General features: G+C 44.9%; 15 protein-coding genes. 11 read left to right on the top strand and 4 right to left on the bottom strand.

Features of this window, described 5'->3' with window-relative positions:
* Positions 1-7 precede the first annotated feature (7 nt).
* A complete protein-coding gene (locus tag HYN49_RS15150; RefSeq protein ID WP_181369000.1) occupies positions 8-169 on the top strand; it encodes a hypothetical protein in 162 nt (53 codons plus the stop codon).
* A gap of 151 nt (positions 170-320) precedes the next feature.
* On the opposite strand, the gene HYN49_RS03450 is transcribed toward HYN49_RS15150, so the two are convergent.
* Positions 321-974: a metal-dependent transcriptional regulator gene (locus HYN49_RS03450; protein WP_108902819.1), complete on the bottom strand. Its 654-nt coding sequence runs from the start codon at positions 972-974 to the stop codon at positions 321-323.
* 31 nt (positions 975-1005) lie between these two features.
* Positions 1006-2880: an Nramp family divalent metal transporter gene (locus tag HYN49_RS03445; RefSeq protein ID WP_108902818.1), complete on the bottom strand. Its 1875-nt coding sequence runs from the start codon at positions 2878-2880 to the stop codon at positions 1006-1008.
* 83 nt (positions 2881-2963) lie between these two features.
* Here HYN49_RS03445 and HYN49_RS03440 point away from each other — a divergent pair, with 83 nt between their 5' ends.
* Together HYN49_RS03440 and HYN49_RS03435 are read left to right on the top strand one after the other, a co-directional pair.
* Positions 2964-3704, top strand: a complete 741-nt coding sequence (locus HYN49_RS03440) for a transporter (RefSeq protein ID WP_108902817.1) — start codon at positions 2964-2966, stop codon at positions 3702-3704.
* Positions 3705-3740: 36 nt separating this feature from the next.
* Entirely contained in the window at positions 3741-4880 is a 1140-nt protein-coding gene (locus HYN49_RS03435) for a lycopene cyclase family protein (RefSeq protein ID WP_108902816.1), read from the top strand.
* Here the strand turns inward: HYN49_RS03435 and HYN49_RS03430 are convergent.
* On the bottom strand, positions 4860-5237 hold the full coding sequence (locus tag HYN49_RS03430; RefSeq protein ID WP_146185044.1) for a hypothetical protein: 378 nt from the start codon (positions 5235-5237) through the stop codon (positions 4860-4862). The two genes, HYN49_RS03435 and HYN49_RS03430, sit on opposite strands and share 21 nt — an antisense overlap.
* A 115-nt stretch (positions 5238-5352) precedes the next feature.
* Between HYN49_RS03430 and HYN49_RS03425 the strand changes: the two genes are divergently transcribed.
* The 8 genes from HYN49_RS03425 (at position 5353) to HYN49_RS03390 (ending at position 14014) form a co-directional block, all read left to right on the top strand.
* The gene (locus tag HYN49_RS03425; protein ID WP_108902814.1) at positions 5353-5763 is read left to right on the top strand and encodes a BrxA/BrxB family bacilliredoxin; all 411 of its coding nucleotides are present in this window, start codon (positions 5353-5355) and stop codon (positions 5761-5763) included.
* A 268-nt stretch (positions 5764-6031) separates the two neighbouring features.
* A complete protein-coding gene (trhO, locus tag HYN49_RS03420) occupies positions 6032-7408 on the top strand; it encodes an oxygen-dependent tRNA uridine(34) hydroxylase TrhO (protein WP_108902813.1) in 1377 nt (458 codons plus the stop codon).
* 4 nt (positions 7409-7412) lie between these two features.
* The gene (locus tag HYN49_RS03415; protein WP_108902812.1) at positions 7413-8222 is read left to right on the top strand and encodes a class I SAM-dependent methyltransferase; all 810 of its coding nucleotides are present in this window, start codon (positions 7413-7415) and stop codon (positions 8220-8222) included.
* Positions 8223-8325: 103 nt separating this feature from the next.
* Entirely contained in the window at positions 8326-9732 is a 1407-nt protein-coding gene (locus tag HYN49_RS03410; RefSeq protein ID WP_108902811.1) for a PSP1 domain-containing protein, read from the top strand.
* Positions 9716-10201, top strand: coding sequence for a gliding motility lipoprotein GldH (locus tag HYN49_RS03405; RefSeq protein WP_108902810.1), 486 nt, complete (start codon positions 9716-9718; stop codon positions 10199-10201). The genes HYN49_RS03410 and HYN49_RS03405 overlap by 17 nt, the downstream gene beginning before the upstream one ends.
* Positions 10202-10204: 3 nt before the next feature.
* Positions 10205-12526 carry a transglycosylase domain-containing protein gene (locus HYN49_RS03400; protein ID WP_108902809.1) on the top strand — a complete coding sequence of 774 codons (2322 nt, stop codon included), beginning with the start codon at positions 10205-10207 and terminating at the stop codon, positions 12524-12526.
* 105 nt (positions 12527-12631) lie between these two features.
* Positions 12632-13330 (top strand): CoA transferase subunit A, encoded by a 699-nt coding sequence (locus HYN49_RS03395; protein WP_108902808.1) that lies wholly within the window; start codon positions 12632-12634, stop codon positions 13328-13330.
* Between the two features lie 24 nt (positions 13331-13354).
* On the top strand, positions 13355-14014 hold the full coding sequence (locus tag HYN49_RS03390) for a 3-oxoacid CoA-transferase subunit B (RefSeq protein ID WP_108902807.1): 660 nt from the start codon (positions 13355-13357) through the stop codon (positions 14012-14014).
* Positions 14015-14029: 15 nt separating this feature from the next.
* On the opposite strand, the gene HYN49_RS03385 is transcribed toward HYN49_RS03390, so the two are convergent.
* Positions 14030-14479: a DUF1569 domain-containing protein gene (locus HYN49_RS03385; RefSeq protein WP_108902806.1), complete on the bottom strand. Its 450-nt coding sequence runs from the start codon at positions 14477-14479 to the stop codon at positions 14030-14032.
* Positions 14480-14489 lie beyond the last annotated feature (10 nt).

Here is a 14489-nt window from a genome sequence, read left to right as displayed (position 1 = left end):
GCAGCGCATGAAGAAAATCCTGCCCGCTTCATTGATAATGCTGTTCTTTTTTATACCGGAGCAGCCCAGAACAAAAAAAAGCGAAATCAATAAAGAACCAATAAATGCATTTGAAATTGAAAGCCGCTACCAGAAAGAAGAATCGCGTGGCGCCGATATAATTTCGTAACTTTAGGAACAGGAATTTATTTTTAAATGAGCTACATCCAGGAAATATTAGCCTTTTCAACATTAGCCTTGGCGTTGGCATTTTTAGTCAGGAAATTCTTTTTCAAAAAGAAAAAATCTGCAAAAAACTGCGGCAGTGACAGTTGTGGCTGCTAAATCTGCTTCACAAAAAGGTTCGCCGCAATCTTGCTCGAAATCGCATGCTCCCTTCCTTCAACGACAATCCTGAGCGACTGGTCAAAACTTTCTTTAGACAAAACCGTAATTTTAGAACCCAAGGCGATGGCTTGTTTGTCAAGATATTGCAGAAACTCAGATGAGGTGTCTTTTACGCCTACGCAAATCCCTGATTGGTTTTCTGCCAACTCCGACAACAGTTGCTTTTCGATTTTGATGATGCGCCCATGGGCATCTGGAATCGGGTCGCCGTGCGGATCTTCAGTCGGATTTCCAAGGAAATCATCGAGTTTGTTGATGAGTTTTTCGGATTTGATGTGCTCCAGCTGTTCCGCGATATCATGCACTTCATCCCACGCGAAATCGAGTTTTTCAACGAGGAACACTTCCCAGAGCCGGTGTTTCCGCACAATCATTTTCGCAGCCAGCCGGCCGTTATCCGTCAATGAAACGCCTTGGTATTTCTTATAGTTGACCAAATCCTTTTCGGCCAGTTTTTTGAGCATATCGGTTACGGAAGACGCTTTGGTTTCCATCCTGTCAGCAATGGCATTGGTGCTCACTTCGCCGTCGGTCAGATTGGTGAGGTGGTAAATCGTCTTCAGGTAGTTCTCTTCTGAAAAGGTCATTTTCGTTTGTTTTTGGCAAAAATAATGAAGCTTATTTCTTTACGATAAAAAGTGGGATGCTGATTTTATGGCGCACTTTATTCACGGTCGTCCCGAAGAGCAGATCCTTGAATCCCGTGTGCCCGTGCGCACCCATGACCAATACGTCGAATGAGCCGGAATTCACGATTTCCGGTATCACCTTATTGGGTTTGCCGAAGCCGAGTTTGGTTTGTACCTTGTATCCTTTCAGGGTCAGCATTTCTTCGTATTCCGTCAGCAATTTTTCGTCAATACTGGTTTCGTGGTCTTCAATGCTGCCGCCATAATACATTGCCCCGACGGTTTCCACGATATGGATGAGCGTGTAATGTGCCTCAATGCCGCCCATTTCAAAAGCGTTATTGATGGCCGCTTCATCAGCTGAGGAAAAATCAACTGAAACGGCAATTTTTTTCTTATCGTAAGCCGGCAATCTTGAAAATTTCAATGCCAGGTTGTGCGGCGAATGGTTTTCAATCCGACTCACAGGCTTTCTGAAAAACGGGTTGAACACAATATACAACAGCAAAAGCAGGAATCCGATGGCCAACGGAACGACAGTCAGCCAAAGTATGGCTGGGTTTTCAGAAGATTCCAGCCAGCCTTTCAATTCGTCAAAAACCAATTTGGCATTCAGCGAAACGATGATTGTGGCAATGATCCAGGCCGCAATCCGGGTAGGTATCCCGATTGCAAAACCCTTCATTTTTTTCTTGTCGCTGACGAAATGAATCAGCGGGATAATCGCAAAACCAAGTTGTAAACTTAAAATGACCTGACTGAAGATCAGCAATTTCCCGGTGACGCTTTCACCAAATATAGAAATCACGATCACCGCGGGAACAATCGCGATAAGGCGTGTCAGTATTCGCCTTACCCAAGGCTGAATCCGGAGATTCAGGTAGCCTTCCATAATGATCTGCCCCGCTAAAGTGCCGGTAACGGTAGAGCTTTGTCCTGCGGCAATCAAGGCGACGGCGAATAAGATTGGAGCCCATTCGGTACCAAGGTAAGGCTGCAGGAATTTGTGTGCATCCTGTATTTCTGCCACTTCAAACATCCCGTTTTTATAAAAGGTGGCTGCAGCCAGAATTAAAATGGCGGCATTTACAAAAAAGGCCAGGTTCAGCGCTATGGCAGAATCGATGAAATTATATTTCAAAGCCTGTTTTATCCCGGTCCTGCTCCTGTCGAATTTCCTGGTTTGCACCAAAGAGGAGTGCAGGTATAAATTGTGCGGCATCACTGTGGCCCCGATAATCCCAATGGCGATATACAATGCAGTTTCATTTGGAATCGAGGGAATCAGTCCGGCAAAAACCTTCGGCAATTCCGGCTGCGCGAAAATCATTTCAAAAATAAATGATACCCCGATGATCGCCACCAGTGCGATGATAAAAGCCTCCATTTTGCGCATGCCCTTATTAATCAGGAACAATAACAGGAATGTGTCTAAAACCGTAATCATGACCGCAGGGATCAAATCAATATCAAAAAGTAAATTAATACCGATGGCCATTCCCAAAACCTCGGCAAGGTCGCAGGCGGCAATCGCGATTTCCGCTAAAAAGTAAAGGATGTAGTTTACAAAAGGGGAGTAGGTCTCCCGTGAGGCCTGCGCTAAATCCAGCTGGGTTACAATTCCCAATCGCGCACTCAGGCTTTGCAAAAGCAGCGCCATGATGTTGCTCATCAGCAAAACCCAAAGCAAGGCATACCCGAACTGGCTTCCCCCTGCAATGTCAGTAGCCCAGTTTCCCGGATCCATGTAGCCTACACTGATTAAATATGCAGGCCCGAAAAATGCGAGGATTTTCCGGAACAAAGAAGTTTTATTTTGTGTTGAAATCGATTGGTTTACTTCCTCTAAAGACTTGCCTTTCATAATAAAAAGATTTTTTTCAGAGCAAATATAGATATAATTTTTATTTACAGAATAATATTTTTAGATTTGTCTAAAAATTAATTATGGCAAAACTTACTTTTATATTGTTGCTGTTTCCTGTTTTTATATTTGCACAGGAAACCCAGCACATTGAAACCGACAGGCCGGACCAGACTGAAACCCCGGCGATTGTTCCCAAAGGCATGTTCCAGATGGAAAACGGGTTTTCATATGAAAAAATAAATGAGGATTCCGAAGCGGTTGTTACACCTTCATCATTAATCAAATTCGGTGTTAACGACCACTTTGAATTGCGATTGATCCTGGAGTTTGTTTCCGTAAAGGAATCTGGTCAAAAAAATTCGGGACTCAATCCTGTCCTGGTGGGTTTCAAATCAAGGCTCGCCGAAGAAAAAGGCATCATTCCCGAAACATCCTTCATCGCGCATTTATCGATCCCGGATCTGGCTTCGAAGGATTTTAAAACCACCTATTATGCGCCGGAATTCCGTTTTACGATGCAGCATACGTTAACCGATAAGGTTTCGCTTGGCTACAATCTTGGTGCAGAGTGGGATGGTGAAACCCCGGAACCAACGTTCATTTATACGCTGACAACAGGAATTTCGCTTTCGCAAAAAGCAGGCTGTTATGTCGAATTATATGGTTTCGCACCACAAAAAGACAAAGCCGACCACCGCTGGGACGCAGGATTCACTTACCTGCTTTCAAATGACATGATGGTCGATGTTTCGGGCGGCACAGCTATTACTGAAAATGCACCGGATTATTATGCGGCCCTTGGATTTTCATTTCGTTTGTAAGCTTCAAAAATTTACCTTTATGCTTTAAAGTTTTCGATGAAGCATTACGATTATATTTTCACAGGCGTTGGCCTGGCGGCATTGATGACCGTTGACCAGATCATTAAGTCCGGAAAATTTGCCGGCAAAAGCATATTGTTATTGGATGAAAATGCCAAGCAAACCAACGACCGGACCTGGTGTTTTTGGGAAAATGGTAAAGGAAGCTGGGATAAGATCCTGACCCAAAAATGGAAATATGTCCTGTTCCGAAATGAAACTTTCAGCAGGAAACTTGATCTGGAACCATACGAATACAAGATGGTCCGTGGTATCGATTTTTACGAAAAAATCCTGAAAAGCATTTCACTGCAACCCAACATCACTTTTTTAAACCAAAAAGTCATCGGTTATAATAAATCTGCCGGAAAGGTTGTCGTTAAAACGGATTCCGCAAATTATTCGTGCCAAAAGCTCTTCAACAGCATTTATGATCAAATCCAGGTTTTGGAGCAAAAAAAATATCCGTTGCTGCAACAGCATTTCATCGGCTGGACAATAAAAACCGAAATTCCGGTCTTTGATCCGAATGTGGCGACTTTCATGGATTTCTCGGTTCCGCAGAAAGGAAACACGCGGTTTATGTATGTTTTACCAGTTTCGAATACCGAAGCGATTGTAGAATATACGTTGTTTTCAAAAGATTTATTGCCCGAAGCTGAATACGGGGAAGCCATCAGCAATTACCTCTCCGGCCTAGGCATTGCAGACTATAAAATCCTGGAGAAAGAACGCGGCGCCATTCCGATGACATCGTATAAGTTCTGGGAAAACAACACCAAAAATATCATCCACATCGGTTCAGCAGGCGGCTGGACAAAAGCCAGTACGGGATTTACGTTTAAAAATGCAGGTAAACTGTCAAAGCAGCTGGTAACATTTTTACAGGAAAAAAATAACTTCAGGGGATTCCACCAGAAAAGCCGATTTTGGTTTTATGATTTGCTTTTGCTGGATATCCTGGCAGGAAAAAATGAACTGGGGTCGAAGATTTTCAGCGCCATGTTTAAAAAATCAAAACCTGCACTGATTTTAAGATTCCTGGACGGCGAGACGACTTTTTGGGAAGATCTGAAAGTGATATGGCAATGCCCGAAAGGATTGTTTATTAAAGCCTTACTTCGCCGAATCTTCTAATTTCACATGTTTGATTAAGGTGCTTACAATAGACAACAGCCAGAAAACAGTAATGAAAATCATCCAATGCACCACTTCAGTAGTTTTTACAATGGCCACATTGTAGCGCTGTAAATATTTGAGCAATTTTTCTTTTGATTCAATATCCGCAATATCTTCAGGATAACCGAAAGTTGATAATGACGGCGTCATAGGCAGTGAAAACCATAAGATAATCATCACCACTCCGTAGAAAACCAAACGGAATTGCAGGGATTTTTTCACCGAGTTTTGTCTTTTGATAATGATGCTTCCAATAATAAAAACGATAAGCAGGCCAAAAGGCAAAAGCAAATCCTTAAAATCTTCTATTTCCATAACCATTGATTTTAGAAAACCAAACATAACAAATCTTTATGATGATGCAGTGATAGGTAACCACAATTCTGCCTAACTTTGCAACTTCAAATGTTAAACTTTAAAAGTAAAAAATATGTATCCAGAAGAAATGGTAAGCCCGATGCGCGCTGAATTGACAGACGCCGGCTTTGAAGGATTATACAGTGCCGATGCCGTTGAAAACGCTGTCGCAAAATCAGGCACAACGCTTGTAGTGGTGAATTCAGTTTGCGGATGTGCTGCAAGAAATGCGCGACCAGGCGCAAAAATGAGCCTCAACAATGCAAAAAAACCAGACCACCTCGTAACGGTTTTCGCGGGTGTCGATACCGATGCCGTAAACGCCGCCCGCCAGCACATGTTCCCTTTCCCTCCCTCATCGCCAAGTATGGCTTTGTTCAAAGACGGTGAGTTGGTGCACATGCTTGAACGCCACCACATCGAAGGCCGCCCTGCCGAGCTGATCGCCGAGAATTTACAGGATGCTTATAACGAGTACTGTTAATTAGGTACAGGGTTCAGGGTGCAAGGCACAGGACAAATAAAAAGGCAACTTTCGGGTTGCTTTTTTATTTGGAGCTATTTTCCGCTTTCGCCTTTATTATTGTTCGTGCCTCACAAAGGATATCGGCTCACACGAGCGGAGCGACTGCCGAAGGAATCGGGCCCAGGGTTTTATCGTTACCTTAAAAACCTCAGGCACTCAGGTACTTTGTAACTCAGGCACTTTTTATTACTTTTGCCCCACTTTATAACTTAAAACTGTTTATAGCATGCAACTGTATAACACTTTAAGCGCAGAAGAAAGGGCCGTCCTTATTGACGACGCCGGAAAGCAACGCCTCACGTTGTCTTTCTATGCTTATGCGCAGATCGAAAACCCCACACAATTCCGTAATGAATTGTTCCTGGCCTGGAACCCGCTCGAGGTGTTGGGAAGGATCTATGTAGCCGAAGAAGGTATTAATGCGCAATTGTCGCTGCCGGCCGATCAGTTTTACGAATTCAAGGACACGATTGAAAAATATGATTTCATGAAAGGCATCCGGCTCAATGTCGCTGTAGAGCATGATGATCATTCGTTTTTGAAACTGACGATAAAAGTCCGCAACAAGATTGTCGCCGACGGGCTCGAAGGCGATCCGACCTTCAACCCCATGGACATCGGCGTGCATTTAAAAGCAAAGGAATTCAATGCATTGCTTGAAGATCCGGATACCATTGTTGTGGATATGCGGAACCATTATGAAAGCGAAATCGGGCATTTTACCAACGCCATTAAACCAGATGTGGACACCTTCCGGGAATCGTTACCGATTATCGAGGAACAACTATCTGAGCATAAATCCGATAAAAAACTATTGATGTATTGCACGGGTGGCATCCGTTGTGAAAAAGCCAGTGCGTATTTCAAGCACAAAGGTTTTGAAAACGTGTACCAGCTCGAAGGCGGTATCATTGAATACACACGCCAGGTTAAGGCTGAAGGTCTGGAAAGCAAATTCATCGGGAAGAACTTCGTATTCGATCACCGCCTGGGCGAAAGGATCACCGATGATATCGTTTCCCAATGCCATCAATGCGGGAAGCCGTGTGACAACCATACAAATTGCGCCAATGAAGGCTGTCATTTATTATTTATCCAATGTGATGACTGCAAGGCAGCGATGGAAAACTGCTGCTCTACGGATTGCGTTTCCGTAATCCATTTGCCCGAAGAAGAGCAAAAGGAAATCCGTCGCGGAATCAAAAATGGCAATATGATTTTCAAAAAAGGGAAATCGGATAAACTGATGTTTAAAAATGCTTCTGAAAATCCGGTTAAGACAGTGGCGGTACACGCGGCACCCCGTACCCTGCACCCTGCGCCAAAAATCAGGAAAAACCTTGTGGGTAAAGGCCTTCATTATTTTCCAAAGGCATCCATCGGACAGTTTTATATGGAATCCGGGGAAATCAATGTTGGCGATACGATTTTAATTAAAGGCCCTACAACAGGCGAGCAGCAATTGGTTTTAAATGAAATGTTCGTAAGCGATGCTCCCGCAGCAAAAGCCGTGAAAGGAAATGTGGTTTCATTTAAACTACCGTTCCGCATAAGGTTATCTGATAAATTATACAAAATCGACACCGAAACGCCTAATATATAAGCAGATGACAAAAGCACAATTTTCAGGCCTATTGCGCAAAACAGGGCTTATCATGCTTATGGATCGCCTGCGTTTCTCGCTGATGTGGCTCAAAAAGTACCGGCACAATGCGGATTTCAGAAAGCGAAACCCAAATGTCAGACTGCCGCCGGATTACCTCATATATGAATCTTTCCAGATGAATTATGAAAAATACTATACCGGGAGCATCAAAAGTGCCCAAAACGTAGCAAACTGTATCGGAAGGCATATCGAGCTCAGCAATGTCAATATACTGGACTGGGGTTGCGGTCCGGGTAGGGTCATCCGGCAACTGCCGGACATCGTTGGGCCAGGCTGCCGTTTTTATGGAACGGACTACAATGGAAAAACGATTGCATGGTGTAAAGAAAATTTGCCCGGAATTGATTTTAACCACAATACCATCGAAGCCAGCCTGCCTTATCCGGATGAATTCTTCGATGTGATTTATGGCATTTCAATCTTTACGCACCTGTCCGAAAAAATGCATGACGACTGGTATCGGGAGTTGTCACGGGTGCTGAAGGTAAACGGTGTGATGTACCTGACTACGCAAGGCGATAATTTCAGGCTAAAATTGACACCGCAGGAATTGCAGCGCTTTGACAAAGGTGAACTCGTCGTCCGGGGAAGTGTAACGGAAGGGCATCGCATGTTTTCCGCATTTCAGCCGAAGGCATTCATGAGAAAACTCTTCAACGACAATACAATTCTGGAACATATAGTAACCGATCCCCAGCCGGACTGGATTCCACAGGATGAATGGCTTTTGCTTAAATCTGCGAAAGCGTGACGGATTTGTTTTTCGGCTTTGTAAGCTAAGGCGAATATACTATCTTTACAAACTGAACGTTTTACGAACTTAAGCTGCTCAAGACGCGGCACTACATATAAACATGGCATGTACAAGTTGCTCAACTGCTGACGGCGGAGCGCCGAAGGGTTGTAAGAACAATGGAACCTGCGGAACGGACAGCTGTAATAAGCTGACGGTTTTCGACTGGCTTTCGAATATGAATTTACCAACCGGCGAAGCGCCGTTTGACTGTATAGAAGTCCGTTTCAAGAACGGGCGTAAGGAATTTTACCGCAATACGGAAAAACTGACCCTGAGTATCGGCGATATCGTAGCGACGGAGGCTTCTCCGGGACATGACATCGGGATTGTAACCCTTACAGGCGAATTGGTGCGGATCCAGATGAAGAAAAAAGGCGTCAAAGACAACGCCGAGATTCCGAAAATTTACCGGAAAGCGTCCCAAAAGGACATCGATATCTGGTCTGCAGCGCGTGATAAGGAAGAGCCGATGAAGGTTCGCGCACGGGAATTGGCTATCGCGCAAAAATTGCAGATGAAGATTTCTGATATTGAATTCCAGGGCGATGGTTCGAAAGCGACGTTTTATTATACCGCTGAAGACCGTGTGGATTTCAGGATGCTGATCAAGGATTTTGCACGTGAATTTACCACGCGTATCGAGATGAAGCAGGTCGGTTTCCGCCAGGAAGCATCACGTTTGGGCGGGATTGGATCGTGTGGAAGGGAATTGTGCTGTTCTACATGGCTGACGGATTTCCGCAGCGTGAATACTTCTGCAGCGCGCTACCAGCAATTGTCATTGAATCCGCAGAAATTAGCCGGACAATGCGGAAAACTGAAGTGCTGCCTGAACTACGAGTTAGATACCTACATGGATGCTTTACAAGGTTTTCCTGATTTCGATACCAAATTGATGACCGAAAAAGGTTTGGCAATTTGCCAGAAACAGGATATTTTCAAAGGATTGATGTGGTTTGCCTACACCGATAATTTCGCAAACTGGCACATGCTGAAAATTGAGCAGGTCAAGGAAATCATTGCTGAAAACAAGGAAAAAAACAAAGTGTCTTCACTCGAAGATTATGCTGTTGAAGCCGCTCCGGCTCCGGAAAAGGATTTCAACAACGCGATGGGCCAGGAAAGTTTAACACGTTTTGACCAACCTAAGAAAAAGAAAAGGCCAAATAATAAAAACCGTAAGCCGGGTGAAAAGGTGGGTGCAAGCGAAGTGATTCGCCCGAATACTGAAAACCGCCAGCGAAATGACAACCGTCAAAACAATGACAATCGTCCGCCGCGAAATGACAACCGTCCTCCAAGGAACGAGAACAGGAATCCAGCTGAGAATAAAGCCGCAGGTGAAACTAAGCCACAAGGACAAAACCGACCGGCTGGTGACAAACCACGCAACAACAACAACCGCAACCGCAATAGAAGACCATCGGACAATAAAAACCAAGGCAACAATGGGCCTAAAGAATAGTCTATTATTACTTTTAACACTGTCGATGCTGGTTTCCTGCGATAAGAAACGCGTATTTGACGAGTACAAATCGGTGGGTGCTGTTTGGAAAAAGGACAGTGTGGTGACATTCAAATTCCAAAGTCCGGATACTACTAAAGCGTATGATTTGTTTGTAAATGTGCGTGATAATAACGATTACCAGTTCAGCAATTTATTTTTGATAGTGGCATTGGAACAACCGGGCGGACTTACGAAAGTGGATACTTTGCAATACCAGATGACAGCACCCGACGGGTCATTGTTAGGCGATGGTTTCACAGATATCAAGGAAAACAAGCTGTTTTATAAAGAGAAAATGAAGTTCCCGAAACAAGGTGAGTATAAAGTGAGCATTAGCCATGCTGTCCGTCAGACCGGAAAGATTCCGGGCGTTGCGGAACTGGCGGGAATCACAGATGTGGGTTTCAGGATTGAATCAACAGACTAAATTATGGCAATCAAAAAAAACAACAATAAACCCGATGTCGTAAAAGATATCGAATACTACAGGAAGAAATTCTGGCGGGTATTTTTGTATACCCTGGGCGGGATTTTCCTTTTCTTCCTTTTGGCTTCGTGGGGACTCCTGGGGCATATGCCATCTTTTGACGAATTGGAGAACCCGAATTCGAATTTGGCTACTGAAATTATTTCCGCAGATGGGGTAACCATTGGGAAGTTCTATAACGAAAACCGAACTTCGGTAAAATATTCCGATTTGCCGCAAGACCTTGTCAAGGCGCTGGTCGCTACTGAAGATGAGCGTTTTTACGAGCATTCAGGAATTGACGGTAAACGTACCGTCGGTGCTATGATGAGGCTGGGGACCAATGGTGGTGCGAGTACCCTGACGCAACAGCTTGCCAAAATGCTTTTCCATGGTGAAGGCTCCAGGTTCCTTCCGTTCAGGATGATCCAGAAAGCCAAAGAATGGATCATCGCCGTACGCCTCGAAAGGCAATACACCAAAAACGAAATCATTGCGATGTATTTCAATAAAGCCGATTTTGTCAATACTGCTGTAGGAATCCGTTCTGCAGCAAAAGTATATTTCGGAAAAGAGCCAAAAGATTTAAATGTTGAAGAAAGCGCCATGCTTGTAGGAATGCTTACCAATCCATCGTACTTTAATCCCGTCCGTCGCGCTGAACGCGTAAAGACACGCCGCAATATCGTACTGGACCAAATGGTACGCAACGGCGTTTTGGATAAAGAAAAAGCCATCGTTTTAAAAGAAAAACCGATCACATTGCATTTCCATCCCGAAAGCCATACTGATGGGATTGCCACTTATTTCCGAGAATACCTGCGTGATTTCATGAAGGAATGGGTCAAGGAAAACAAAAAGCCGGACGGCAGCGATTACGATATTTATACAGACGGCCTCAAGATTTACACCACCATCGATTCCCGTATGCAGACTTATGCCGAGGAAGCCGTTACAGACCATATGGCCAACCTGCAGGAAGAATTCTGGAGCCAGCAGAAAACCAATAAAAACGCGCCTTTTGTTAACCTGAACGACGAAGAGACCGAAAGATTGATGATGCGTGCCCGCAAAAATTCCGAGCGCTGGAGCCTTATGAAAGCCGAAGACAAATCAGAAGAAGACATCCTGAAATCATTCAACGTCAAGACCAAAATGAAAGTCTTTAGCTGGAAAGGTGAAAAGGATACCGTCATGAGCCCGAACGATTCTATCCGTTATTACAAGCATTTCCTTCAAACCGGGATGATGGCCATGGAGCCAAAGACTGGTAATGTAAAAGTCTGGGTTGGCGGCATCAATTACAAGCATTTCCAATACGACCACGTGGCACAGGGCGCGCGCCAGGTAGGTTCTACATTCAAGCCATTCGTGTATGCTACGGCGATTGAGCAAGCCGGAATGTCACCTTGCGATTCCATTCTCGATTCTCCCTTTACTATCCCGAAAGGCCGCCACCACGTCACCGAAAACTGGACCCCAAACAACTCCAATGGGGAATACCGCGGCATGGTAACACTGAAAAAGGCACTGGCACTTTCCATCAACACGGTTTCGGCGAAACTTATCGATAAGGTAGGTCCTGAAGCGGTGATAGACCTCACGCATAAACTCGGCGTAAAATCGGACATCCCGGCACAGCCTTCCATCGCGTTGGGTGCTGTTGAAATTACCGTTGAGGATATGGTGGCAGCCTACAGCACGTTTGCCAATGAAGGCATTTATGTCAAACCACAGGTAATCATCAAAATTGAGGATAAGAACGGTGTTGAACTTTACAAACCAGTAACCGAATCACACGACGTACTCAACAAAGACATCGCGTATGCCGTGCTCAAACTGCTCGAAGGCGTTACCGAATCCGGTTCCGGAGCACGTTTAAGGACGCAGGGCGGTGGCAATGGCTACAACCGTGTTACGGGGTATCCATACGTTTTCAAAAACCCGATCGCAGGAAAAACCGGTACTACCCAAAATCAATCCGACGGCTGGTTTGTAGGCATGGTTCCGGATCTGGCCGCCGGGGTATGGGTTGGTAATGAAGACCGCTCGGCGCACTTTAAAGGCATCACTTACGGGCAAGGCGCGACTGCCGCCCTGCCGATCTGGGCGATGTTTATGAAAAAATGTTACGGTGACAGCTCCCTTAAAGTCTCGATGGAGCAATTCAAACGCCCGCCTAACCTTGCCATAAAAGTCGATTGTTATGCCGCAGCGGTAAAAGACACCACTGATACTGAAGGCGGACAGGAGCAGGACACGGACGAATTGGATTTGGGCGGTTAAGCCAATGATTTTTATTTGAAGCTGTTCCGGCTGTCCGTTGTATCTTTTCCCTGCTAAAGAAGCAGGAAAAAGGATGCCGCTTCCATCCGGGCTAAAAACCACGATATGATCAATAAGAAAGTAAATAACGTCAGCGAAGCGCTCGCAGGGATTGAAGATGGCCAAACCATCATGCTCGGCGGTTTTGGCCTTTGCGGCATCCCTGAAAACAGCATCGCCGAACTCGTGCGAAAAGATGTCAAAGACCTGACCTGCATTTCCAATAACGCAGGGGTAGACGATTTCGGGCTTGGGTTGCTTTTGCAGAAGCGCCAGATCAGAAAAATGATTTCTTCATACGTAGGCGAGAACGCCGAATTCGAGCGCCAGATGCTTTCCGGCGAACTCGAAGTCGAACTCACGCCACAAGGTACTTTGGCCGAAAAATGCCGTGCCGCACAAGCCGGAATCCCGGCATTTTATACACCGGCAGGCTACGGTACAGAAGTTGCAGAAGGAAAAGAATCCCGTGAGTTCAATGGGAAAATGCACATCCTGGAACATGCTTACAAAGCAGATTTTGCCATCGTAAAAGCATGGAAAGGCGACGAAGCCGGAAACCTGATATTCAAAGGAACCGCCCGCAATTTCAACGCTCCTATGGCTGGTGCCGGAAAAATTACGATTGCCGAAGTCGAGGAATTACTGCCCGTAGGCAGCCTTGACCCAAATGAAATCCATATCCCGGGCATTTTGGTGCAACGGATTTTCAAAGGGGAAAAGTTTGAGAAACGCATTGAGCAACGGACCGTGAGAAAAAAATAATTATCTCAATTTTCTAATTCAATTATGTTAGGTAAAGAAGAAATAGCAAAGCGCATCGCAAAGGAAGTCAAAGACGGTTATTATGTGAACCTTGGCATCGGGATTCCAACCTTGGTTGCCAATTATGTCCGCACAGATATTGCAGTGGAATTCCAGAGTGAAAACGGCGTGTTGGGCATGGGCCCTTTCCCTTTTGAAGGCGAAGAAGACGCTGATGTCATCAACGCCGGAAAACAAACCATTACTACGTTGCCGGGAGCAAGTTTTTTCGATTCCGCGTTCAGTTTCGGGATGATACGCAGCCAGCATGTGGATCTGACAATCTTAGGTGCTATGGAAGTTGCTGAAAACGGCGATATCGCGAATTGGAAAATCCCTGGAAAAATGGTAAAAGGTATGGGCGGTGCGATGGATCTGGTCGCTTCCGCAGAAAATATCATCGTAGCGATGATGCACGTCAATAAGGCAGGTGAATCCAAAATACTGAAGCGTTGCACTTTGCCATTAACCGGTGTCGGCTGTGTGAAAAAAGTCGTTACAGAACTAGCCGTTTTGGAAATCACACCAAACGGATTTAAACTTTTGGAACGTGCGCCTGACGTAACTGTAGCACACATCATCGCTTCGACCGAAGCCGAATTGATCATTGAAGGGGATATTCCTGAAATGGGTGATTTAAAGTAAATTTTCATTTAAACCTTACTGCCCAAACTGCTTCAAATGATGGTCCAGATGAATGTATTGCAGCATGCCCCATTCCTCGTCGGTCATTAATCCGAAGAAAGGGTGCTTCTTATTGACAATAACGGCCGGTCCTTTTTCTCCAAATTCCGTTACCAAACCGATTAAGGTTGCTTTTTCTTTTTCAAAATCAGGTGTGTCGACAATCTTAAACTCGGGTGCCGTAGGGGAGTTTTTACCGAAGCCTAATTTTTTCAGGAAGCTTTTCTTAATCATTTTCCCGAAAAGCCAGCCAATCAGCCCATGCTTAAGCACAAGTTTTCCGGTAGCCACATCAAGTGGTTTCTGGCAATGCAGCAGCATTTGCGATACATTCATCTTACCCCATAAAGGCTGGGATTCAGGTGAAATTTTGTGCAGACGTGTCAGGAGTTTTTTGTAATCTTCTGTGATAAAAATATTGGCCATAGGTATTTTA

The sequence above is a fragment of the Flavobacterium pallidum genome, from assembly GCF_003097535.1.
Lineage (GTDB): Bacteria > Bacteroidota > Bacteroidia > Flavobacteriales > Flavobacteriaceae > Flavobacterium > Flavobacterium pallidum.
The sequence above is the reverse complement of the archived record's forward strand: the minus strand, read 5'-3'. Positions and strand labels throughout refer to the sequence as shown.